Raw genomic sequence first — 23,914 nt, forward strand, 5'->3', positions numbered from 1 at the left:
ACCCCGGTTGCCAATCAGGCTTAGCAGGCCAGGCTTATTTGGGGGGTGTATTTCGCTTCTCGTTCCTGCCGTCCCACCATTGCCGAGCCAAGCGAAACCAAGTCGGTGATGTGGCCGACGGAGATGACCATCGCAAGGAACCGACCTGGTCAGCCCATTGAACCAACGTGTCTCCGATCGCCGCACATGGGTTATCCGTCTCCTTGGCCGCCGCCAGTTCCAACTGGCCGACCAAGTCATCCGAAAAACGCCGCTCGAATCCCACTATCGTAGTCGCGATCAGCGCCAAGAGATCACGAACATCGCCCGATCGGCGATCTTCGAATGCGATCCATTGTGGGTGCGTGTCGCCCGAGTTGGTCACAAAGCAAGTTTCACGGGGTCCAGATTCGGACCATCTTGATACCGTCCGTCGGCCGCCCACGGCGTCGACCAATTTCCATTTCCCTTGCTGGTCGACCAGCAGATTTTCCCAGTGAATCGCACCATGTGTCGCCTGGACCTGGTGCGCGGCCGACAACGCATAGGCCACCGTGGAAAGATCATGAAATCGCTGTTGAATCGCAACCGCATCTTCCACACCGTCGGTGGCCAACGACGTCGGCTGGGCGAAAATCCAAGGCCGAATGACGGCCAAGTAACTTCCTTGAACCGTCGCCACCAAAGGACGCACCCAGACGGGATGGTTGACCATCGAAGCGGATTCGCAAAGATCCAACAGTCCATTTGCGGACGCGCGCCGATCCATCACCGGAATCTCAATCACCTTCATCGCCAAGGGATTCCCGTTGATGCGGTCGCGTCCGCGAATCAACCAGTGCGACGGGTTCCCACCGTCACCGGTCGCGCCGGCGACACATCGTTGGCCGACGAACCAATCCGGCGTGTCAATTGAACGGACCTCATCGGGCGCTCCATCAGCCGCCAACGCTCCTGCTTCCATCGCCATATTGGTCGGAGCGTCAAACGAGAAGTCCCTCGACTCTTGTTCGTTGGCGACTGTGATCGTGCCACCGATTGGCTCGCCGGAACGTTGTTCGCCGAGGCTGAACAGCGATTGGATCGGGATCCTTAAGTTTGGAAACCGTTGAACGTACTCCTCAACGGTAACACGTTGCCCCAGTTCAACGTTGACACAGACTTCCGCGTCGATGATGTCCAACAACAGCGTGTCCGACGCCAACTCGGGAAAGTCAACGATGTAGTCTTCCACGCCAACGGTTTGCCCCATCCGGCGCCGGTGCATCAGGTCAATGCAAACGATGTCCACCAATCGTGAAGGCTCGATCGACTCGGACCGGATCCATTCACCCAATCCAGCGGCCGGCTTTTCGCTTCGCCATCGACTGACTTGCTCGATCAATCCATCGATCGACAAACCGTCTAAGTCGGGGCTACGACTCATCGGGTCGCTCGTCGCTGACATTCATCTCTCGACGGACTTTTTCGAGGGCACGACGGATCCGCATTCTCGCCGTATCGGGTTTCAGACCGATGGCATCACCGATCTCGTTCCAATCGCGATTCTCCAGCATCAGGTCGACCGCCAACGAATCTTCTTCGCCCAACATCCGACGAATGCGATCCATCACTTCACGGCGAATCGCGATCTGGCTGGGCGTTCGGGCGGCTGATGCGATCGCCATTTCTTCGGGCGGCGAGCTTTCGTTGCGACGGAAATCACGACATTGACGCGCCAGCGTTCGAAACGTGTCGATGACCTGATTGTCAATCGCGCGCAGGACATATGATAGCACTTCATCACCGGACAATTCCGGTCGATCGGCAGCCTGATTTTTCTGGTGACGGATCAGATCAGCCATGACATCGTTGCAGATATCCATGGACTCGGCTTGCCCGGTCAAACCGTACTGGCGCAAACGCGTTCGGGCCCGCCGCCGCAGTTGTTCGCCGAAGGACTGCCACACGTTCTGCAACGAAGCGGCATCGGATTCGGGTGCGGGGCGACCAGCGGACGGATCAGTTCGGTTCATCATGACTTTCGCAGGAAACGGGGCCACCACTTCAAAAGCGACACCGCAGCCGTCAAGCGAACCGTCAAAGCTAGGTATCGCCAAAATGAATTGACGATCCCCCCATTATGCACGATCGAGCGTCGATCGTAATCCAGATGGTCTGGATGCAAAAATCACTCGGTTTCCGACATGGCTTCTAATTGAGCATCTTCCACGTCGGCCAACTTCATCCGCCGTTTCGCCTCGGCAAAGTTCCCCATGGCGTCACGAACCGAAATCCCGGCGATGATCAGCGCCATGACCCAAGCGACATAAAGCAGCATTCCATCCAGCATCATTGTCGAAAGCAGTGCGGCAATGACCGACACCGCAGCCACCGCCAAGTTGCAGACGCCGGCGATTTGAATGTTCCGAGTCTGCAAACGACTGCTGCGGCTGATCGCGCCACGGGCACTATCGTTGGCGAGCTTGCGCATTGCCGTTAGGTCGTTGTTTCGTTCCGGTGCCTTCGATCGTGGGACCAACGGCGCGTCGGGATCCATCGTCTCCGAATTCGCCATCGCGTCGGACGTCGACTCGCCCGTCCTTAGAACCGAAGCGGAAACGGATGCTGACGTAGACATAGACGTAGACGTCGACAACGAAATCGTCTCGGGCTTGGCGGTCTCGTCCGTCGCCGGGCTCCCCTGAACGCGATTGAGCAATCGGTTCATGTAGGCTTCGATGGAATCGTCGTCGTCATCGCTGGCGCTGACCGTCACATCCGAGTCTTGCGTGGCGGCATCGACGGACGCCTCCATCACCGGTTCATCGGCATGCTCTTCAAGGTCGTGCTGTTCATCGATTAATTCAGATAACTCAGATTCTTGTTGAACGTCTTGTTCAGATTCCTGTTCGACTTCTGGTTCAACCGAATCGGTCAGCATGCCCGACATTTGGTCGACGTCGCTTTCCTCGACGTCGTCATCATCATCGCGATCGGCAAAGCGGTCAAAGACCATTTCCGTTCGATGGTAAGTATCTTCGTAGACATCGTCATCTAGGACCGACGACGATGGTTCCTCGACATCCGACTCTTCGGAGTATTCGCGATCCCAACTCGGACTTTCGTCGGCTTGGTTCCAAACTTCCGGTGTCTCAGACTCTTCCGACGACGTTGCAAACGTGCCCTCGACGGAATGTTGGTCTTCGCTGGACCGATCGTCGTCACGGATGATTTCCGATTCGGCTTCCAAGTCCTGGATCAACATGCTGGCCAAAGATCCGCCGAAGGGCGATTCCTGATCGTCGTTCGATGCATCGTCTGCCGACATCTCGGACGATGCATCGGCATCGATCGGCGACTCACGATGACTTTCATCTTCTAGCGCGGGGCCGTCCGCAAGTTGGGACTCATCCGACCAAGCATTCGCCCAAGGGTTGGTCATCTCAGGTTCATCAGCAACAGACTGCCCAGCGCCGTTGTCACTGAGGTCGTGGTTACTGAGGTCGCTGTTGCTGAGGTCGTTCTCATCGAGCAACGGTGGATCGTCAGCCGAAAGGTCGGCGAAGTTCTGTTCTGGCGTCTCTTCCGCGACCGCTTCTTCAGAGCTTTCGGTCCGGGATTGTGACGGTTGCCACGAAGACGCGCTGTCGTCCACGTCGCTATCGCTTTGGAGTTCAAGCGACTCGTCTTCCACAGATCCAACCGATGAATCGTCTGCCGACTCGGCGTCCGAATGGACGATCGACTCGGGTGCATGGTCCCAATGCGGCGCGTCGCTGGCAGTGTCATTGTCGAAGCTATTCTCGACGGGATCGGCGATTTGGTACGTCGGCCAAACCTCGTCTTCGTCGTCATCGTTGGCGACGCTACTGATTTCGTTTGACGGCTCGTCCGATTCAACGTGTTTCGATTCCACGTTTTCCGGCGAATCGACATCAACGTCGGCGGCATTGATCCCGCTCAGATCGACCAACGAGTTTTGGATTTCATCATCACGGTCGTCTTCCACATGTTCATCAACAACCAACGACGCTTGTCCGATCAATCCGACACCGATCGCAGAGATCATTGGCAACGCGTCGTTTTCAGCCGCTTTTGCTTCGACGGCACGTTGTCGCTCTTCGACCATTTGTTGTTCGAAGTCAGCCAAGCGGTCGAGCGTCTTTTCATACTCGCTTTTCATTTCGGTCAACTTGGCGTTGGCCGATTCGAGCTCGTGTCGAAGGCTGTCGAATGCGTCGTGAGTGGGCCGCGACTGGGCTTCATCACGCTCGGTCTGCACGACACTCAATCGCCGCGACATGGCTTCATTGTCATCGCTCAATCGCGAGACTTCGCCGTTGGCGCGAGCCAACTCCAAAGACAACTGATCGATCGCGGCGCGAAGTTCGTCGGCTTCGACGATCCAACTCTCGCGATCCGCATCCCCACGTTGACTGCTGTCCGCGACCAAACCTTCGAGTTGGCGAACCGAGTGGCACGCTTCTTCGTAGTCGCGACGCAAACGCGCCGATTCCTCGCTTGCCTCGGCGACCGTCGATTGCAAGTTGGCGACGAGCTCGCGTAGTTCCGTGATCTGGTTCTCGCTGGCTTCCAATTCGGCGCGATGATGTTCGCCGGAATCGGATCGCAGCGATTCCAGTTGCGATTCCATCTCTTCGATGCGTGCTTCGGCCAGCGCTCGCAGGGCTTCGGACTTCGAATGCGCGTCGATCGCTTCGTCGCGTTGCGATTCAAGATCGTCACGCAGTTGGCGGTGTTCGTCTCGTTGTCGTTCTTCGTGATCGGACAACTGGTTTTGCTGGGACGACAGTTCATCGATCTGGCGATTGAGCGACTCGAACTGTTCACGCATCTTCGCCACGGCCTGAGTCGCCGACTCGGCTTGATGTTGCGACTGCTGTAACTGTCGCGACGCTACTTCTAACTTCCCGCGATACTCGAGTTCCTGACGACGAAATTCAGCTTCGCGTTGATCGAGTTCGTCTTGGTGTGTTTGAGTCTGCTTACGAAGGTCCATCAAGTCTTGCTGGCGCTTGACGTACTCGTCGTGCAGTTGCAACACGGATGACTCTTGCGACTGCAACCGGGATTCGCGTCGATACAGATTTTCGGCGCGACTCCACAGTTCCGTTTCGCGACCCCGCAAGTGAGTTTCGCGTTGGTCGCAACGTTGTTCGCGTTGGTCGCATTCGGATTGACGTTCGCGCCATTGGTCGACTTCGCGACGAAGACGTTCGCGCCAAATCAAATCCTCGGCTGCCGGCAATTCGGCACGCGATGATGATCGTGCGACAGGAGTCGGGTTGGCGATTGGTTGATCGCCAAAAACGTTTTTCCGCAACTCAGCGAGTCGATCCGTTGTTTCGTCCATCGCACGTTCGCCGGGCTGTTGCGACACACCGGTGCTGATCGAAATCAATTCGAACTGATAGGTGCCCAGTCGCAGCACATCGCCGACCGACAACGCGGCTTCGGTTGTACGTGTTCCGTTGACTTCGATGGGGACCGAATACGCGCGAACCAACACGCGAGCACGATCGCGAATCAGCACCGCATGCATCGGACGCAGCGCATCATCGTTGAGCCGGATCGAACAACCCTCGGCGCTGCCAAAGGTGTAGCGATTGCCGGTCAAACGCAGTCGACGCACCGGCGAACCGGGAAGGATGACTCGAAACTCGATCGAATCAATCTTGGTCTGCTCGGTGACCGAGTCGCTGGCGCCGTTCCACGAACTGGCGACATGGTGATCGGTGTCGAGCGACTTGACGGCCGAATCGGACGCGCTCGATGATTCGGCTGGCGATCCGCCCGAAAACGAGGGCAACGCGAAAAAAGCGTCGGCAGTCCCGTCGAGTCCAGCAAATAGCGGCGATTCGTTGGCGTGTTCCGTGCTCACCGTAACCATCCCTTCCTAGTCGAACAAATTCCTCTATGGAGGGAGACGCGACGCTGTGAAGCGATCGGCGCATCCCTACCCCGTCTCTTTTTCGGACGTCTCGATCCGTCGGGTGAGTCAAACTGGACCGACTACACCGTTTTTACCATCGCCCCCAGACCAGAATTAGCCACTTTGGGTGCCAATTCAACACCCCTGCAGAGCCGCATTGGCCTCGATATCGCGTAAATGTCCGGCCGCTCGCAATGTCCGAATGCGAACCCCGACTTCGAATTTTTCGCCGCAAAGCCTTTGTAATCGGCAACTTACGCACGCTGGGAGACCAGTTTCTTAATGATTCTTGCTACAAGTTGGTGGAATCGTTGACGGCCTTCGTATCATTGAGCGGTCCGAGGGCACAAGGATGATGCGGGCTTGCGAAAGTTTGAAACCAAGTTTGGTCTAGCTACGTACTGCCCGATGAATGCATGCCGTCCTCGGATCTCGCCAAGACACTGAACATGTGCCCACCTTCGGTGGATCCGGTGTTTTGACGAGGACAGAAGTCGGACATACCAACAGTGACCCCCACCCCAAGCCTGATCGCGGCGGCCTTCTTTTCCAACAGTGAGGTGATGCGATGACTAGAAATGACTCGATCAAGAAACTCCGCGACCAACTCGTTCGCCGTCGCGACGCGCTCCATCGCGCTCTCGAAGGCGACCTCAGCCTGCTTCGCGAACTGCACCAAGAAAAAACAGGCGATGTCCTGGATGCAGCAGCCGACACCGTTCAAGATGAGCTGAACAGTCAGTTGATCGAAGCGGAAAGCCGTGAACTCGGCGCGATTAACGATGCGATCGCTCGCTTTGACGCCGACTGCTTTGGCAACTGCGAAGGTTGTGGAAAACCAATTCCCATCACCCGACTGCGTGCGATTCCCTATGCAACCGATTGTATTGATTGCCGGCGAAAGGCCGAAACACGCACCGGTGGCGGTTCGTCCGTTTTGTGGAATCGCGTGTTTGATAACGCCGAGGTCGACTCGGTCTAGTCGTGCAACCGACACGACCGATTCGACGGTTCGTTAAGCATCACCAAACGCCAAGACGGCCGAACAATTGTTCGGTCGTTTTTTAATGCGCCGTTAGTACGGATTTTTACAAATGGCGCGCGCAGGGATGCCATCGCAAGCTTGCGGAAAGCTGGTCCCGTCGGACGGACGATACCTATGATTGCACAGCGCCTCCCCCCGGCCCCCTCTCGTTTTGCTGATCGACGGCTCCATGGTTCAAACTTTGCTTCTTAAACTGTTTCGCTGCCACGGCGCGAAGGCACTTTGCGCGACAGCGATGCTTGCGTCGTTGACAGCCGATGCGCAGTCGCCCTTCCCAGCGCTTGATCAACAAGACGGAAAATCTGTCAGCGTTCGACGACTGTCACTCGATCCCGAAGGGCCGTCATCAATCTCGATCGATTCACAGCGAGAACGGTTGTTCAACGAACTTGCCGAAGAGTTCAATACGTTCGATCGACTCGGTCACTTGGTTCGTCGCGTTTCGCAACTGGTCAAGCCGAGCGTGATTCACATCGAGGCTCACAAGACCGAAGGAGCCGGCGTTTCGCGTCAATCCTATGACGAAGCCGGTAGCGGTGTGATCATCACCACGGCCTCGGGTGAATCATGGGTTTTGACGAATCGTCACGTCATCCAGGGCGCAAGCCCTCGCGAGATACTGTTGCGGGCCAGCGACGGTCGTGAATTTTATCCCAACAAGGTCGTCTCCGACGCCAGCACGGATGTCGCGGTCATGCGGATCGACGTGCCGGACTTGCCGGCCGCCAGAGTCGGCAACAGCGAGTCGATCGAGATTGGCGATTTTGTGATTGCGATCGGAAGTCCGTTCGGGCTAAGTCATTCGGTCACGTTCGGTATCCTCAGCGCGAAAGGACGTCGTGATCTGTCCCTCGGTACGCAAAAGATTGAGCTTCAAGACTTCTTCCAAACCGATGCGGCGATCAACCCGGGCAACAGCGGCGGTCCCCTGTTGAACTTGCGAGGGGAAGTCGTCGGACTCAATACCGCCATCGCCAGCAGCAGCGGCGGCAGCGAGGGTATCGGGTTCGCGATCCCAATCAACATGGCGGTTGCCGTGGCAGAGCAGCTGGCAACCAACGGACGTCTCAAGCGAGGATATCTGGGAGTCACCTTGGACCCCGATTTCACGACCGCCGATTTGATCTCAGCCGGATACGACTTCCTAGCCAGCGGCGCTTTGGTCAAGAACGTTCGGACGGGATCGCCGGCGGAAGTTGCCAATCTGCAACGCGGAGACATCATCGTGGAATTCGATGGTCGCCAAGTCGAAAGCGACGATCACTTGGTTGCTCAGGTCGGCCTTACGCCGATCGGAAAACGAACGCCGATGATCATTTATCGCAGCGGCAAGCGTTATCGAACGGAAGTCAGCCTGACGGACCTGCAATGAGTCTTGCTCAGCGATGAAATCGAAGGCATCGAACCTCGAATTTCAAAGGCAGCCAAACCGCTACACCATTCGCATCGTCTTCCACTTACCGTACGCGAAGCGAGCCGTCATGCTTGTCGCGAGCAACCAGATCCAGAGTGCGATCATGGTCCACCACCAATGCAGTCCATCGTCGGCCGGTTCCCAAACAAAGCCGATCACCAGCACCAGCGCCGACACCACGACGCCGCCGAACAAAACGAACCATGTGTCGCCTGCGCCCCGCAGGGCGCCGGCCAAGATCAACTGGATCGCGTCGAGCACGACATAGACGGCGACATACTTCAGTAGGCCTCGAGCCAATCGGATCGCTTCGACCGATCCAGCGTCGCTGACACTGCGTTCATAAAGCGACATCATCACGTCGGGAACCACCAAGTAACCGGCCATCCAAATCGTGCTGTAAATCAGCCCGATCGCAAGTGCCGCGTATACACTTTGTGTTGCACGGCGTGGCCCACTTTCGATCAAGTGTCGCCCCATCAACACCGATGAAGCGATCGAGACGCCAATCAACGGGATGAAAGCGACCATATTGAAGTTGATCGCCATCGTTGTCGCACGCAGCGGAATGTCGCCGAGCGATCCGATCCGAAGCACCATCACGGTGAATCCGCCAGCCTCGGTCAAATACATCAACCCCGTCGGCAAGCCAAAATAGATCAGGTTGCGAGTCATCGGCCAGTCGAACCCGAAGCCGTCAATCAAACGATAACGCAACTGGTGTTTTGAACGAAGCAGCAGCACAACGTAGACGATCGCTTTGAACCAAAACGCGATCGTGCTGCCGATCGCTGCACCGGCGATCCCCATCGCCGGCAACTGCCAATCGCCAACGGGACCAACACCAAAGATAAGAACCAAATCCAAGACGACGTTCGTCAGCCCCGAGGCGAGGGAAACCCACATGATGACGGACGTCCGCTCGATCCCGCTAAAGAAACCGCTCAGTGCCGTTTCCAGAACATGCCCCACCGCACCGATCATCAACCATCGTAGGTACGTCGATTCGAGGGAGACAAGCGATTCGGGTTGGCCCGTTACCCGAAACAACCACGGCGCATGCCAAGCGATGAGTGCAAACAGCGGAGTGAACGCCAGCGAGATCCACACCGATTGCCAAAGAAATCGGCCGATCCGATCCTGTTGCCCGGCGCCGACATATTGGCCAATGATCGCGCCAGTCATCGATGCAATGCCCACCGGCAAACACACCAGCACCCAGAACAGATTGCCGCTGGCCATCGACGCGCTCATCGACGCGCCGTCATAGCTTAGCAAGAACGTTCGATCAGCGAACAGCACCAACGAGAACGTTCCCGTGCTGATCAACAATGGCATTGCGATCCGCAGAACTTCCATGATCGCGGTATAGAACGAAACACCGCCCGATGAATCGTCGGATGCATGGCTTGGATTCATGGTCGGTTCATCGCTTTGCGAATCGGCCCATCACTCCATAACTCAGCACCGCCGCCACGACGCCACCGATCAAACCGCCCAAGTGCGCACCATTGGCGACGCCAGGAATCAGCGGAATCATGCACGCGATCAACCAACCGAGCATCAACACAACATTCATCGGATCAAGATTGATCGGGTACGAGTCATCGAGCAGTGGCCGAATCCAAAGAAAACCAAACAACCCATAGACGGCACCCGAAGCGCCGATGGCGAAGGGCGATCCGTGTAATGTTGCCGGTATCCAATCAAGCGGCGGAATCGCAACCTGCAACATCATGCCCGCCGTTTGCGTGACGATGATCAAAACCGCAAAGAAGATCGAACCGTGCAATCGTTCGATCGCACTGCCTAGAAAAAAGATCCAAAGCATGTTGAATGCCAGGTGGAACTCGTCGCCATGCAACAATAAAGGCGTGAACAACCGCCACACCTGACCCTGCTCGATCGATGCGAACGGATTTCGGCCCGACTTTGCAAACTCGTCCCGGTCAACGAAAGACAACTCGCTATAGACTCGCTGTTCCAACGTCACTTCGCCGCGCCGGGCCGAACCGCGAGGTTTGCCGAAATTGGTCGTGAAGCTGACAATGACCGAAATTGCGATGATCGCGATCGTGATCGGGATGGATTGTTGACGGGCAACATCGGCCAGTAACGATTCGTCGCTCTCACCGCGTTGGGGTGGCTGAGTTGGCTTGGCTGGCTTGGGGTACGGTGACGTTTCGCGGACGACTTCGTCTCGCTCGGCAGCGAATCGAGCACGCTCGCGATCGATTCGTTCGTCACGCATCTGTTCAGCCAGGTCGCTGGACTTGAACCGCTCGGCGTTGGGATCGGTCTCGAAATCTGCCAGCGCGGCTCGGGCCGACTCTAAATCCGCCTCATCGCGAATCCAAAGATCCCACTTTCGCTCATCACCTTCGGCACCCGAATCGATGATTTTGGCATCAATGGACCGGGTATAGAGGTATTCGACGAATTGCCGAACTGTCGATTCGTTGGTGAAAGAGCCAATTCGCCGCATGAAATCGTGGTCGGGAAGGCGGGAGAAACGAGGTCAACATGAGCGCCATGGCTCAACCCACGTTGTACGCCGAATCGCCAATTTTGACACGCCCACCTGCCCAAGGATGGCTCTTCGGAGCGGCGGCACTGAAAAAATCCGCGTTGTCGGAGCCGCAGATCGGCAAAAACCTTCGTAAAAACGTCATTTTCTTGCCTGGGTGGGGGGCGAGTGCGTCGCTTGCGCTTGCCGCGAAGTGGTCAAGCTGAATATCATGTAGGCGAAGCGGTGAATCGCCTATCGCGATCCACTTTCCCAAAACAAAACCTTCACCAATATCGTCCACGACGAAGGGTTGAATCGAAAGATGGCAGTCAAACTAACCGAACGAGCCGCCGAAGAAGTCAAGCGGTTCCAAAAAGAACACAACTTCGGCGACGACATGGTGCTTCGAATCGGCATCGCAGCCGGCGGTTGCAGCGGATTCAGCTACACGCTGAACTTCGACGACAGCTTCGACGACAAGGTCGACACCAAATACGATCACCACGGCGTTGCCGTCGTCGTCGACAAGAAGAGTGCGTTGTACTTGGACGGCACAACCGTCGATTGGTACGAGAGCCTCGAAAAACAAGGCTTCACGTTTGAGAACCCCAACGCGGTCAAGAGCTGCGGTTGCGGAAGCTCGTTCCAGGCATAGAGACTCTCGTCGATTGACAGCTGTAGGTCGACACGATCGTTACCGAGCTGGCGACGAGCATCAACATAAGAAAAGCCGACCGTGTCACCGCGGCCGGCTTTTTTCGTTGAACTGACGGTGGATCGTTGCTTAGAACAGCGACGATTCGATCAGGTAATCAGCGAGCGCCTCGTCATTGACGTCGTCACGATCGTCCGTGGGCAAACTGATTTGCTCATTCCCCACCGATGAACTGATCTGCGTCAGCCCGTTGACGACCAACAGGGCATCCAGCGCGGTAACAAATCCATCACCGGACGTGTCAACAAAACCGCTGAACAATCGAGGAACGTTGACCGATACGCCGCTGCCGTTGCGTCGGATGAAGTTGATGATTCGCAACGCGTCGATCGGCGAAACCGCGTCGTTAGCGTCAACGTCCAACCGGTTTCGTCGGTTGGTCAACTGCTCGGTTCCCCGTTCGACCGTTAAGTCAAACGTCAGGTCGCTGCGTAGATCCAAAGGACCTCGTTCGAACGCCCGCAGTGTCATATTGTAGGTACCGACCGAACCCGGCGTCGCGGTACCCGACAACGTACGGGTGACGGGATCGAAACGCAGCCAAGCGGGGAGCTGGCCACTTTGGTCAAAGACCGAAACGAAGAACTCTCGACCTTCGGGATCAAAAACCGCGTTTTCGGGCATCACAAATTCGTAGAACGATCCGCTCTGCAGCGTTGTTGACGCGGGCGCATCGATTGTGAACTGCGGCGGTTCATTGACGTTATTCAAGACCATGTTGATCGCCTTGGTGCTGAAAAGTCCCGCCGCATCCGTCACTCGGACCTCCAACATCAACGGATCCGATGCGACATCCGCATCAAAGGTGGCGCCCTCGGCGACTCTCAGAATGCCGGTCGCCCCGTCCAACACGAATAGCGATGCCGCGTTGCCACCGACGATTTCTAGCGTTGCCGTGTCACCTACGTCGGGGTCGAGGACGCGAATTTCAACGCGGCCGACGATCGTTCCCGGTGCGGCCAATTCGGACAACACGATTCGCTCGGTCGTGATGATCGGCGTGTCGTTGGCGTCGATCAATTCGATTCGGAACGTGACGTCTTGGAAAGAGTCGGTTCCCGTCGTGGCAACTCGCAATGTGACGGTTTGTACCGGATCGGTTTCAAAGTCCAAAGACGCTCCATCGGCGATCAACAACTGGCCAGTCGCTGGATCGAACGTAAAGTTGGCGGAATCGAATCCGTCAAGCAATGCAATCGTCGTCTCGAAGGTTGATCCATCGGGATCCGACGACGTCAGTGTTGCGACCAGATCGCCGGCGACGGCGGCTTCCGAAACCGACGCCGAAGTTGTGGATAGGACCGGCAGTTCTTCGACGTCATTGATGGTCACCGTGACGGTGCCTTCCGCTGCGAGCGGCGGTGCGCCGCTGTCGATGGTACGCACACGAAGCGTGTACGTGGCCCCCATTTCAAAATCGAGCGTTGCACCTTCACGGAGAATCACTTCGCCGCTTGGCCGCACGAAGAATAGCTCGGCGCCCGTTCCGCCGAGCAGTTGGAACGTGTGCGTTTGCTCTGTGTCAGGGTCCGACGCCTGCAGTTGTCCGACAAGACGCATCGTCGGGTTTTCGTCGATCAAAAGTTCCGTCGTCGCGACCGATGGCGGGTCGTTCTGGTCGAGCACGCGAATAACCTGTTCGTAATCGGTCGTCAGTGCGGGATCCGCATCATCGCTGATCCGCACGATCACGACCAACTCTCTAGCGAGCTCGAAATCGATCACGCTTGCGTCGACCAAGGTAAACAGGCCAGACACCGGATCAATCGTAAACGCTTCCGGTTGGTCACCGCCAACGATCGCGAAGCTGATATTTTGCGATTGAGCGGTGTCGGGGTCGGAAGCCGTGATTTGACCCAGGCTGGTCCCCGACGCCGTGCCTTCAGCGACAATAAAGACGGCCGGATCGACAACCGGCGATTCATTCACATCCGATAGCGTGATCGTGACGGGAACAAAGAGCGTCACGAAGGGGTCGCTGATGCCGACCGACATCGAGATCGTTTCGCCGGATTCGAAATCCAAGACGGTATCCGGACCGACGAACAACTCACCCGTGGACGGATCAAGAACCAAACCGAACGGGTTGTCGCCAACGATCGAGAACGCCAACACTTGATCGTCCAATTCCTCGGCAACGATCACGCCCAACGATGTACCGATCGGTGCGTTTTCGTCACTGGCGAATTGGTAGTCGTCTTGAACAATGGGAACGGTATTGGGCTGGACCGCTGTGCCGACAACGAAGTTTTCATACTTGTCGATCACGATACGTTGACTGGAAATTGCCAGCAGCGGGTTGTCCGGATCGGATTGAATCCGGATGTCGTACTCGCCCGGGTGCAGACGTTTGATTTCGTACTTGCCGTTCTCGTCCGTGATGGCGGTTGCTTCGGATTGCTTGTATGCGAATCCGTCTAACCTTGCGAAGGGACTGGCACCCGCAATGGTTTCATTGCCATACGCGATCGCATAGGCAATGTCGTCAACGTCCAGCGTTAACGTTTGGCGATTCGCACCCAGCAACGGACTGCTGGTAATTTCACCGATCAGCTCATCTTTGGAATTATAGGCTTCCAAAACTCCATAGGTAGCTTCCGTACCGTTCTGCGGACCTATCGCAACGATTGATACTTCGCTGGCCGGACGGTCAAATTCAAACCGCAACTTGCGGCCCTCGTTGAAGAAACCGATACCCACGTGTGAGTAGACGAAGTTGCTGCTGGTGATGAACGAGTTCCGTTCGCGGACAGCTTGAACTTCAAAATTGATCGGTTCGTTGTCGTCACCTGCCGTCGAAATGGTCAATCCTGGAAACGCGTGCGTCAGTGGAATCGTCGGCAGCACGAAGCCTGGGTTAAACCCGACGTCCAGCAAAATTTGGTTGACGATGACGTTGGGATCGGCACTGATGTCGAAAGTATCTTGAACACCATTGCCGTTCTCGTCCGCCAGCACGGTGTACCCGACCGCCGCAGAAGGTGGCAGGATTGTTGCGTCGGGGTTCGCCGGATCGATGGGTGAATTCTGCAGAATCGTTCCACGAACACCGCCAACGAAATTGGCTTCACCGAAGTGATCCAGCGACCGTTCCAAGAAAAACATGGATTCGGGCAGGTTCGGACCAAAATCGTACAGTTCGAGCAAAGGGCCGCTCGTGTCACTGCCCAAATCGACAGCCGAGCCGTGGATCCAGTCGTCGGGACTGCTACCGACCGATTCGCCGACGCGGGCGAGGTAGCCACTGCCGTTGGAGAGCACCACGGGCGTGCCTTCTTCGGTGATCATCACGTCGGGATCGTATCCCGAATTGTTCGCTAACAGGATTTGGCCGTACGCTTGATCGCCACTGCCAACGAACTGATGTGCAGAAACCGAATCCAGGATCGTCCAATTGGATTTTAGCCCGTCGACATCGGCAAGCCCGTCATCATCGGCGTCAATATCGAGACCCACGACAGGTACAGTCTCTGAATTGACTAAAAAGAATCCGCTGGAAGCAGCAAAGATGCCGCCAATCCGAGGAAAGAACGTATCGATGGTCGAGAAAATGTCGCCGGGCAATCCGGAAAAACCATCGCCGGTGCTGCGCAAGACTGCGCTGTTCGCATTGATCTGATGAGGACTGTCATTTTGTGCCAGTACGAGATAGCCGTTCGCACCGAGGGGTTGGTTGCTCAAATCAAAGATTGATTCAATGCGACCAGGGTTCTGATTGTTTTCCTCGACAACAACCAAGTAGGTGTTTGACGGCAAGACGCCGCCGGGAAGTCCACGAAGTTCGACCACTTGTTGCTGGTTCGCATCACCGAAAAGTGGATCCAGCAGCAATTCGCTAATCACGATCGGGTAGTCCGTTTCGACGTCGGCGACCGGCTTGATGCGGGTGATGCCAAAGTCCATCGAAACCAAGTCGACATCACCTACGCTTATCCGATGCGCATTGTTCCCTCGCGTCGCATAAAACAGCGACTCGGCCGGGGTTCGCATCGACGCGTCGAAGCCTTCACTGATCAGCCCGGTGTCGGGATTGACCTTGATCACGGCGGTACGATCGGGGTCACCCTGATCAAACATGACAAAGTCGGCGCCGTTGAACGACAGTGACCAACTATCCAACGGTCGTGATGCCGTGCCAAGAATCGTGCCAATGCCGTCAGTATCGAACTGGAAAAATTGATCGCTGTTGTTATCGAATCCGACAATCCGGTTGCCAACCGTGTCAAAGGTCAAGTCACTGACGTTGGCCAAATCGATCGTCGCGGCACCGTCGGATGGAATGCCAGTCGCGACCAACGAAGGGTAGTACGACGTGCTGCCACCGATGATGCCCAGGTCGGTCGCCCTGCCCGTGACGGGATCGACCGAACCGATTTGAACTGTCGAACTGAAGAAAGATGCGAACAGCGAACCGTCATTTGCCACCGTCAACGAAGTGAAGATCGGCGATGATGGAAAACCGCGGTTCGGTGCCCGGTTGGCAATGCCCGTCTGGGGGTCGAACGTGTAAAGGTGCGATGGGTCGACCATGTAGTGCGTCCCGTCGGGACCGATATCGAAGCCTTGAATTCCCGAGATTGTTCGCCCTTGGTATTGAATGGGAATCCCGGCATCGACGACACCGGTCGCTAGGTCGATGCTGTGGAAAGTCGATGGCGAACTGACACCGAACAGGTTGTCGTCGGCACCGAAGCTGATCGCGTTGATCGATGTTGACAGCGTCGAGACCGTCACACCAGAAGACCCCGCGTCGTCAAAGGCAAACTGTTTGATGTCGTTTCCTTGCAGCCCAAAGATCACGCCGTCGCTGCGAACGTCAAGTGTGCTGGCGAACGGCGATCCGGTTCCGCGAGTAACTTCGGTGGCCGTTTTCGTGGCCGTGTCGATGTCATAGAACGTGCTACCACCGCCCATCCCACGAAGTGAAACGGTCGAAGCGACGGGTGTCCGCAAGACTCCCGTTTCCGCGTCTACGGTCTTCAAACGCAGCGCACCCGATTCGCGAATCAAGGTATAGATCGTGTCGGTTCCAGCATCGTAAGCCAAACCGGCAACCGTTTCTTTGCCCGTCTCGGCCAACAACGATTCTTGGCCCGTCATCGGATCGATCGAATAGATCGCATCGTTTGCAGCGTTGATGCCGACAAGCATGCCCTCGTTCGTTCGCACCAGTCCGTGCATGCGCGTGGTCGACGGTGTGCCGATCGTCAACACGTCACCACTCTCGCTCATTTCAAACAGTTGAGTCGGCGCGAGGCCTTCGCCGTCGAAGGTCGTCAGGTATCCGGTGCCCAGATACATGCGAGGGCTAGTTTGATCTGCCGCGTCGGCCACGATGCGAATGTTGCGGTCGCCGGGCCGCAGGCTTTCGAATTGGTACTGGCCGTTCTCGTCGGTCGTCGTGAACAATTCGCCGATTTCGAACTTGGCGTTGTCGTTGGCATCGACGTAGACGCGAACGTCTGCCGCACCGACTTCTGCATCACCACGGACGCCATTGCCGTCGGTGTCAAGAAACACTTCGCCACCAAGGGAAGCGAGCAAGCATCGGGGCTCTAGCGTTTCAAGCATCCGTCGTCGTCGACGTTCGCGAACCTGTTTGGCGGCGCCAATGCGACGCGAGGACTTCGATACGTACGACTTGGACATGGCAAGAACTCGCAGCAACAGTGGTATAAGGAAGGACAACCCGTTGGATCACGCAACCCGAGCAAAAATGACACGGCCCGCACAATCGTGGGGCCGACAAAAAGCTATACTCGGTGACGAAATCGTTTCTGACAGGAATGCAAGGATTCAGGACCAACGATGGCGTGACCGCCGGAATTTGCCCAGATCCTCGCAACGCCCTAGGATAAGTCTGACGACCCTCCAGAACAACTCAAAAGAGCCACTCAGCGGCGGCATTTCGCATTTCTTACCCCAAAAACGCAAAGCGTGCCTCGATCGGTTCCTGTTTAAATAACACGGCGAAGACGCCCGTAACGAAGACGGGGAAATGCCTCTTTTACAACCACGGCCTGGGCGATGGAATTCTCTGCTGACTTCACGGCGATCGACTTCGAAACCGCTAACCGCCGCCGCGACAGTGCTTGCCAATTGGCCGCTGTTGTGGTCCGGGGTGGCCGGATCGTCGATCAGGCCATGTGGATGATCCGCCCCGAACCGCTGTATTTCAGCCGCGGAAACATCGAGATCCACGGAATCACTCCCGCCCAGGTCCGCGGCGAGAGCGTTTTCGGCGACCATTGGCCCGACATCGCCGCCAAACTGGGCGATGACTGCTTGGTCGCCCATAACGCCAGCTTTGACATCGGCGTGATGATCGCGTGCCTTCAACAAGTCGATCATCCGGTGCCCGATTTGTCGTTCACGTGTACCCGGGCGGTGGCTCGCCGGACATGGCCGCACCGACCTCGATTCGGGCTCAAGCCATTGGCCGAATGGCTGGGGATTCGATTCCGCCATCACGACGCACTGGAAGATTCGATTGCCTGCGCCAAGATCATGATGGCAGCCGGCATCGACCGCGAAGCCACATCGCTGACCGATCTCGAGAAACGCTTGAACCTGAACCGAGGCCGGGCGGGCGAATGGGGATACCGCGGCCCTCGCGCCGGATCAGCATCGCGCAGGCGACCCCGCGCAGCATCTGCAATCACGCGCCGCGCCGATCCGCCGTCATCCGCAGTCGGCGTCCCGTTCCTGTATCCCGGTCAAGACAACGGCGCATCGGTTGCCGATCCGTCGGCCCAATACGCAACTGCCACCGCGGCGCCGATCGATATTCAACGCATGATGGTTCGCGCCGAATTCATCCGTCCGCTTGCCGGCCAGCGGTTCGTCTTGACCGGCCGGCTAGACAGTATGACTCGCGAAGAAGCCGAATTGTTGGCGACGCGATTGGGTGGCGAGTGCCAAGCAGGGCTCGATGAAACGACGGATCTGTGGATCCAGGGCCAAACCGAATCCTCGACGGATCCACACCCCGTAGCCAACGCGAACTCCATCCGCACAGTAACCGAAACCGAATTCTTAGAGTTTGTGATTTCACCAACGCGGACGTGATTCGAGGATGGCCAATATGAAACGACCAGCGGTGATCATCCGTGAACCCAAATCGGTCCAATTTCACTTGAATATCAGGGGCTGATGAAGCTGAAGCGTTAGGATTCGGAAAATCGGCCTATTCGGATTCAATTTGATTGCATTGAAGAGTGCGAGGCGTTATCTTCCCCCCGAACGACGGAGCTCAACACAAGGACGACCTTCAATGCATCATGAGTGAAGTGAGAACGATGAAATTTGTTGCTTTTTTGGTGGCCATGATTGGCCTTTCAAGCCATGCCGGCGCAGGTGTGCTGCTCACCAACGGCGGATTTGAGACAGGGGATCTCACCGGCTGGACCACCGTGGACGCCGGCAGTGGTTCGATCGATGTGATATCGGGAGTCACTCCCGGAAACAGCGGGAACTTCCCAACCGCCGGACCGTCGTCGGGAAGTTTCTATGCCGTAACCAGCCAAAATGGGCCGGGCACACACGCCCTGCTACAGTCATTCACAGTTGCGGGTCCGATATCGACTGCTGAACTGACGTTCGACATGTTTGTTCAGACGGAATCCACAGCCATCGTCGATCCGGCTGGTCTCGATCATACCGGTAACCCCAACCAACACGCTCGCGTTGATATTCTCACCGGTACCGCAGCGGCCTTGGACACCGGAGCAGGCGTGTTGTTTAACTTCTACACCGGTATCGACGGCTTCCCCACCCAACCCTACACGTCGTACACGTTCGACATCACTGCCCTTGTCGGTGGCGGTGGTACGTTCCAGTTGCGATTCGCACAGAGCGACAATCTAGGCTTTTTCAACCTTGGCGTCGACAATGTTCAGATCACGACCAGTTCGGTCGGCACCGTTCCCGAACCGTCATCGATTGTGATCTTCAGTGCGATTGGTTTAGGGGTTTTTGGGCTACGTCGCCGAAACGGAAAAGTCGCGTAGGCCATTTTCCAACACATGGCGTGATGCATTCGATCGAAGAATGATCATCCCTGTTCAATCGCTTCTAGTGCTCTGACAATATTAAAACGTGGCGTAGGCTTCCAGCCTGCGATTTCCAATATCTGCGCATTGGCAGGCAGGATGCCTCTTTATACCCCACAACTCGTGCAAGCGATTTGGCTCACGGTTTTCCGGCCCAACGGGCCATTGGTTTGCCTAGCCCAGGCCATCGGCCTGGGAAACGATCGGACCAATACGCCGCCCAGGGCCAAAGGCCCGGCAGTTTGCGATGGATGGTTAAACTGCCGGGCCGTTGGCCCTCCGATAGTTACGTATTCCCGTCACCCAGCCCTGCGGGCTGGGCTAGGTAAAATGCTGGGCCTTCGGCCCGGAAAATGAACAGCAGACTTGTGGGGTATAAACAGGCTTCCAGCCTGCGATTTCCAATATCTGTGCATTGGCAGGCAGGATGCCTACCCCACGTCTTAATATTGACGGAGCCCTAGCTTCCATCGCTCCATTCGTCGTTAACGAATTGCGTCGCGCAGGATGCTTCGGTTGGGCCGGCCGACCTCTCTCGTCTCGAGAAATTGGCTTCGAATGCCAGCAATTTTTTGGGGCGAAACCAGCCTTGCCGCTCGACTGGATTGGCGTTTTCGATTCCTCTGTCCAACAAAGGCGTGTACTGTATTGGGGATAGCGATTCGGCAACGTCCCTTCATATTTACCATCCAAGTTGGGAAAGCAAGTCGAATCACTGGGAAGCGAGATGTGATCAGGCTGCGTGGCCGTCCCGAAAAAGGTCATGTGGGTTCGCGTCGCGCACTTGTCAGTTCAACGTCTATTCAAGCCAGACTCTCATCGGAAAACCAATGCCCCAACCCTACCGCTGGGCTTCGGATTTATTGTCTCGTCCACCAAAATCACAACAACGTCGCGGCACTGCCAAGCGGCGTCGACTGCGTTTGTTCGAGACGCTTGAGTCGCGAGTCGTAATGACTGCGGTGGCTTGGTACCCGCTTGATGAAACCGCCGGCGTGGTGGCATCCGATGTTTCGGGAAATGCCAACCACGGCACGGTCACCGGCGGCGTGTGGGCGGATGGACAACTGGGTGGCGCCATCGAGTTCAATGCCGATGGGAATATCGCTGTTCCGGCCGCCACGTTTGATACCATCGATCAACAGGTGACGTTCGCATTTTGGGTCTACGGCGGTGACACCCAACCGACCAACGACAGTATTCTTTACGGAGTCAATTCGTCGGGAGGTCGAGCCTTCAATGTCCACATGTCGTTCAGCAACAGTCGGGTCTACTGGGACGCCGGGAACGATTCGGGGTACGACCGAATCAACAATGCGATTACCGACCCGCTGATTCATAAAAATTCCTGGCATCATTGGGCGTTTACCAAGAACGCGACCACCGGCGAAATGAACATCTATCTTGATGGTGTGTCATGGGCTTCGGGGACCGGAAAGACGAAGGCGATGTCTGGCATCACGTCCTTTGTGCTCGGTTCGCACACCAATGGCAGCGAAGGCTATGACGGTCGGTTGGACGACGTCCGCATTTACGACACCGCGCTGACCGCGGCCGAAGTGTTGGACCTGTACACGACCACCACGTCACCGAACACGGAAGAAGTGTTGGTGACCAACCACACGTTGGCCGCAACCGACAACGCGACAACCGTTATCACGTCGGCAAACTTGCAAGCGACCGATGCCGAACAATCCGCGTCGGAGTTGACGTACACGGTCACGAGTCTTCCCGAAGGCGGGACGCTGTTTCGGGGCGGTACGGCGCTGGGCGCCTATGGCACCTTTACGCAGGCCGACATTGACAACCATGTTGTGACCTATGATCACAACGGCGCATCGATCGCAGACACTTTTTCGTTTGTTGTGAACGATGGTTTGGGGAGTGTCACCAGCGGTACGTTTGGCATCCTGCTTCCCAACGACGGCACGGCAAATAGTTTGGCGGAACTGCGTGCATTAGCCAAATTGGTCAACAACGCCACGGTGACATTGAGCACGACCGGCGGCGACCCGCACCCGGTGACGGGCGTTGTGACACCTGGCACCTATTGGATCAACGGCGATCACCTGGACACATCGGCCGGAGCGATCGAACCGAAGTTCATGGAATTTCTTGGCGACGGGAATACCTTCGACTTGACCGGGACGACAATCAGGGCCGACACCCGCGAGTTCGCTGGCTTCGGACGCGGTTTGGGACACGGCAGTGGCGTTCACCTCGTCATTCTTGGTGGCAGCAACAACCTGCTGACTGGCTTGACACTGATCGGCGAAGACATTGCTCTGGACACCGATCCGACGGCACAGCGCTACGCCGACTGGGGAACTCAGTACGTCAAGTTGACGGGCGACGACAACACGATCGACGGTGCAACGGTTGTCGCCAGAGGATCGCATACGGAATACTACGGACTCAGCGATGCGTTTGGCAAAGGATCTTCGCAAGGTCAACAGCCCTACCTCGGTCACCGCAAGGCTGCGGGGTTGAACGTTGACGATGCGACCAATGCCGTCGTCAACCACTTGAATCTGACCATGAAGACGTTCGGTCACGGTTTTTTCACCGGCACCGAGGTGACCAATACGACACTGAAGAACAGCACGATCACCGGAGAGCTTTTTCCGTCGCAAAACGTGATCGATCGGCCTGAGTATCAAGAGTACGGTCATACGTGGTGGGGATATCCCATCCAAGACAACATCCAACTTTCTGGTTCGGAAGGCGGCGTTCGAACGTATGGCGGCACTGACTTTACAATCGAAAACGTGGTCGTCGATGGCATGCGAACGGGCTTCGCAACGGTCGCCACCGCCGGCGATGTCTCCATCACCAACTCGTTCGCCTACAACACCACATCTGGTTTTGACGTGGGCAACAACACCACGATCACGGCCAGCGGTGGCAACATCGTCAATGGGCCGCTTCTGACGTGGTACTCCAGCGGCGGTTCTCCAGGGAACAGCACGATCGAACTTGAATTGAAGGGTGGCACTCCCGTCGGCGTCAACTGGTCGGCGGTTTACGTCAACGGAAATAATGTTGATATCACCCTGACCAGCGAACTGGCCGCTGGGGACCTTCCGGAAGAGTCTTACATTCGATTGGGCCAAAAGTATTTCGAGAACTGGCGAGATTCCGACTTCAGCACAGCAGCGCCGGATGGCAACAACCCGATTCCCCTTTCCAACTCGACGTTCGTCAACAACACCAACCAGAAGCTGGTCATCGGCGTAAACGCCGAAGGCAACGTCGGCAGTTCGCAGTCACCGGTCATCAGTAACGGCAAGGCCAATTACTACGACGGCGTCACGCTTGTCCAAGCCGGATCGCGACTTGAATTGGTGCATGCGAAGGGGCTGGGCAACAACGGTACGGAAAAGGGTGCCGAGTTTGATTCGAGTGGCAACGTCGTCTACACCGGCACCGCCACCGCCGCAACGTACGATGACAACGGCACCATCGTCGAAAACGGCGCGACGCTCCAGCTTCTGCCGGGTGTTTGGCTCAGCAAGGAACGAGTCACCATCAGCGGCGATGGAGTCGACGGATTGGGTGCCGTTTATTCTGAGGGCGGATCGAGTGAACACACGCGGCTGAATGGTGACACCGTTGTTCTTGACGGCAACGCATCGATCGGTGTCGTGGGTGAGGGCTACATCGTGCTCTCCGACAGCATCACGGGTACCGGCGACTTCACCAAACGCGGCAGTGGCGCGCTCAGCTTTGGAAAGCCGGGCTCGTTGGTTGGGAACTTCTTTGTCGAAGAGGGCACGCTTGAAGGTCGATCGAATGTCGTGCGTGGCGACCTGTTCATTCAATCCGACGCCTCGATTGCTGCGTTCGCCGGGAACATGGTCAACGCGCCGAACAACCATGCGGAAATCCAGGGCACTTGGAATCTGAACGCCCGCGGAGACGACAGCGTGCTCGCGCACCAGATCGGCAGCATCGCTGGTTCGGGAACGATCATTTCAAGCGATCCCACAAACAATCCGGCGGGCACAGTTCAACTCAGGAGCGATTCCGGATCGGCGGACTACACCGGTTCCATCACCGGATTGGTCAACATTGAAAAGACCGGCACCAGCACTCAAGTCTTCAGCGGCAACCTGACCCACACCGGCACAACCACCGTAGCCGGTGGCACCCTGCGAATCGACGGCACGCACACCGGTGGCGGCGTCTACACCGTGGACTCAAGTGCCACCCTGGGCGGCACCGGATCGATCGGCTCGGCCGTCACCGTGAACTCGGGCGGACACC

General features: G+C 56.7%; 12 protein-coding genes. 6 read left to right on the forward strand and 6 right to left on the reverse strand.

Features of this window, described 5'->3' with window-relative positions:
- Positions 1-34 precede the first annotated feature (34 nt).
- The 3 genes from Poly51_RS20965 to Poly51_RS20975 form a co-directional block, all read right to left on the reverse strand.
- Positions 35-1,405 carry a hypothetical protein gene (locus Poly51_RS20965; protein WP_146459729.1) on the reverse strand — a complete coding sequence of 457 codons (1,371 nt, stop codon included), beginning with the start codon at positions 1,403-1,405 and terminating at the stop codon, positions 35-37.
- Positions 1,395-1,997 (reverse strand): RNA polymerase sigma factor, encoded by a 603-nt coding sequence (locus tag Poly51_RS20970; RefSeq protein WP_146459732.1) that lies wholly within the window; start codon positions 1,995-1,997, stop codon positions 1,395-1,397. The genes Poly51_RS20965 and Poly51_RS20970 overlap by 11 nt, the downstream gene beginning before the upstream one ends.
- Positions 1,998-2,149: 152 nt before the next feature.
- A complete protein-coding gene (locus Poly51_RS20975; RefSeq protein WP_186775699.1) occupies positions 2,150-5,863 on the reverse strand; it encodes an FHA domain-containing protein in 3,714 nt (1,237 codons plus the stop codon).
- A gap of 619 nt (positions 5,864-6,482) precedes the next feature.
- Here Poly51_RS20975 and Poly51_RS20980 point away from each other — a divergent pair.
- Both Poly51_RS20980 and Poly51_RS20985 read left to right on the forward strand, forming a co-directional pair.
- Positions 6,483-6,896, forward strand: a complete 414-nt coding sequence (locus Poly51_RS20980; RefSeq protein WP_146459737.1) for a TraR/DksA family transcriptional regulator — start codon at positions 6,483-6,485, stop codon at positions 6,894-6,896.
- 232 nt (positions 6,897-7,128) lie between these two features.
- Entirely contained in the window at positions 7,129-8,331 is a 1,203-nt protein-coding gene (locus Poly51_RS20985) for a S1C family serine protease (RefSeq protein WP_246114657.1), read from the forward strand.
- A gap of 60 nt (positions 8,332-8,391) precedes the next feature.
- Here Poly51_RS20985 and Poly51_RS20990 read toward each other — a convergent pair whose 3' ends face one another.
- Together Poly51_RS20990 and Poly51_RS20995 are read right to left on the reverse strand one after the other, a co-directional pair.
- Positions 8,392-9,792 carry an MATE family efflux transporter gene (locus Poly51_RS20990; protein ID WP_146459739.1) on the reverse strand — a complete coding sequence of 467 codons (1,401 nt, stop codon included), beginning with the start codon at positions 9,790-9,792 and terminating at the stop codon, positions 8,392-8,394.
- A 7-nt stretch (positions 9,793-9,799) separates the two neighbouring features.
- Positions 9,800-10,858, reverse strand: a complete 1,059-nt coding sequence (locus Poly51_RS20995) for a rhomboid family intramembrane serine protease (RefSeq protein ID WP_146459740.1) — start codon at positions 10,856-10,858, stop codon at positions 9,800-9,802.
- 346 nt (positions 10,859-11,204) lie between these two features.
- Between Poly51_RS20995 and Poly51_RS21000 the strand changes: the two genes are divergently transcribed.
- Positions 11,205-11,537: a HesB/IscA family protein gene (locus Poly51_RS21000; RefSeq protein WP_145167490.1), complete on the forward strand. Its 333-nt coding sequence runs from the start codon at positions 11,205-11,207 to the stop codon at positions 11,535-11,537.
- Between the two features lie 129 nt (positions 11,538-11,666).
- Here the strand turns inward: Poly51_RS21000 and Poly51_RS21005 are convergent, their stop codons facing one another.
- On the reverse strand, positions 11,667-17,246 hold the full coding sequence (locus Poly51_RS21005) for a cadherin domain-containing protein (RefSeq protein WP_146459742.1): 5,580 nt from the start codon (positions 17,244-17,246) through the stop codon (positions 11,667-11,669).
- Positions 17,247-17,624: 378 nt separating this feature from the next.
- Between Poly51_RS21005 and Poly51_RS21010 the strand changes: the two genes are divergently transcribed.
- The 3 genes from Poly51_RS21010 to Poly51_RS21020 form a co-directional block, all read left to right on the forward strand.
- Positions 17,625-18,665, forward strand: a complete 1,041-nt coding sequence (locus Poly51_RS21010; RefSeq protein WP_146459743.1) for an exonuclease domain-containing protein — start codon at positions 17,625-17,627, stop codon at positions 18,663-18,665.
- A 230-nt stretch (positions 18,666-18,895) separates the two neighbouring features.
- Positions 18,896-19,606, forward strand: a complete 711-nt coding sequence (locus Poly51_RS21015) for a PEP-CTERM sorting domain-containing protein (RefSeq protein ID WP_186775700.1) — start codon at positions 18,896-18,898, stop codon at positions 19,604-19,606.
- An 872-nt stretch (positions 19,607-20,478) separates the two neighbouring features.
- A partial coding sequence (locus Poly51_RS21020; protein ID WP_146459747.1) for a LamG-like jellyroll fold domain-containing protein occupies positions 20,479-23,914 on the forward strand: 3,436 nt, incomplete at its 3' end.

This window comes from Rubripirellula tenax, from assembly GCF_007860125.1.
GTDB classification, from domain to species: domain Bacteria; phylum Planctomycetota; class Planctomycetia; order Pirellulales; family Pirellulaceae; genus Rubripirellula; species Rubripirellula tenax.

Bases quoted from the DNA above. Each gene is read 5' to 3' on its own strand.
- Poly51_RS20980 (WP_146459737.1), top strand. From the start codon at position 6,483: ATGACTAGAAATGACTCGATCAAGAAACTCCGCGACCAACTCGTTCGC.
- Poly51_RS20985 (WP_246114657.1), top strand. From the start codon at position 7,129: ATGGTTCAAACTTTGCTTCTTAAACTGTTTCGCTGCCACGGCGCGAAG.
- Poly51_RS21010 (WP_146459743.1), top strand. From the start codon at position 17,625: ATGGAATTCTCTGCTGACTTCACGGCGATCGACTTCGAAACCGCTAAC.
- Poly51_RS20990 (WP_146459739.1), bottom strand. From the start codon at position 9,792: ATGAATCCAAGCCATGCATCCGACGATTCATCGGGCGGTGTTTCGTTC.
- Poly51_RS20970 (WP_146459732.1), bottom strand. From the start codon at position 1,997: ATGATGAACCGAACTGATCCGTCCGCTGGTCGCCCCGCACCCGAATCC.
- Poly51_RS20965 (WP_146459729.1), bottom strand. From the start codon at position 1,405: ATGAGTCGTAGCCCCGACTTAGACGGTTTGTCGATCGATGGATTGATC.
- Poly51_RS20995 (WP_146459740.1), bottom strand. From the start codon at position 10,858: ATGCGGCGAATTGGCTCTTTCACCAACGAATCGACAGTTCGGCAATTC.
- Poly51_RS21000 (WP_145167490.1), top strand. From the start codon at position 11,205: ATGGCAGTCAAACTAACCGAACGAGCCGCCGAAGAAGTCAAGCGGTTC.
- Poly51_RS21015 (WP_186775700.1), top strand. From the start codon at position 18,896: ATGAAATTTGTTGCTTTTTTGGTGGCCATGATTGGCCTTTCAAGCCAT.
- Poly51_RS21005 (WP_146459742.1), bottom strand. From the start codon at position 17,246: ATGTCCAAGTCGTACGTATCGAAGTCCTCGCGTCGCATTGGCGCCGCC.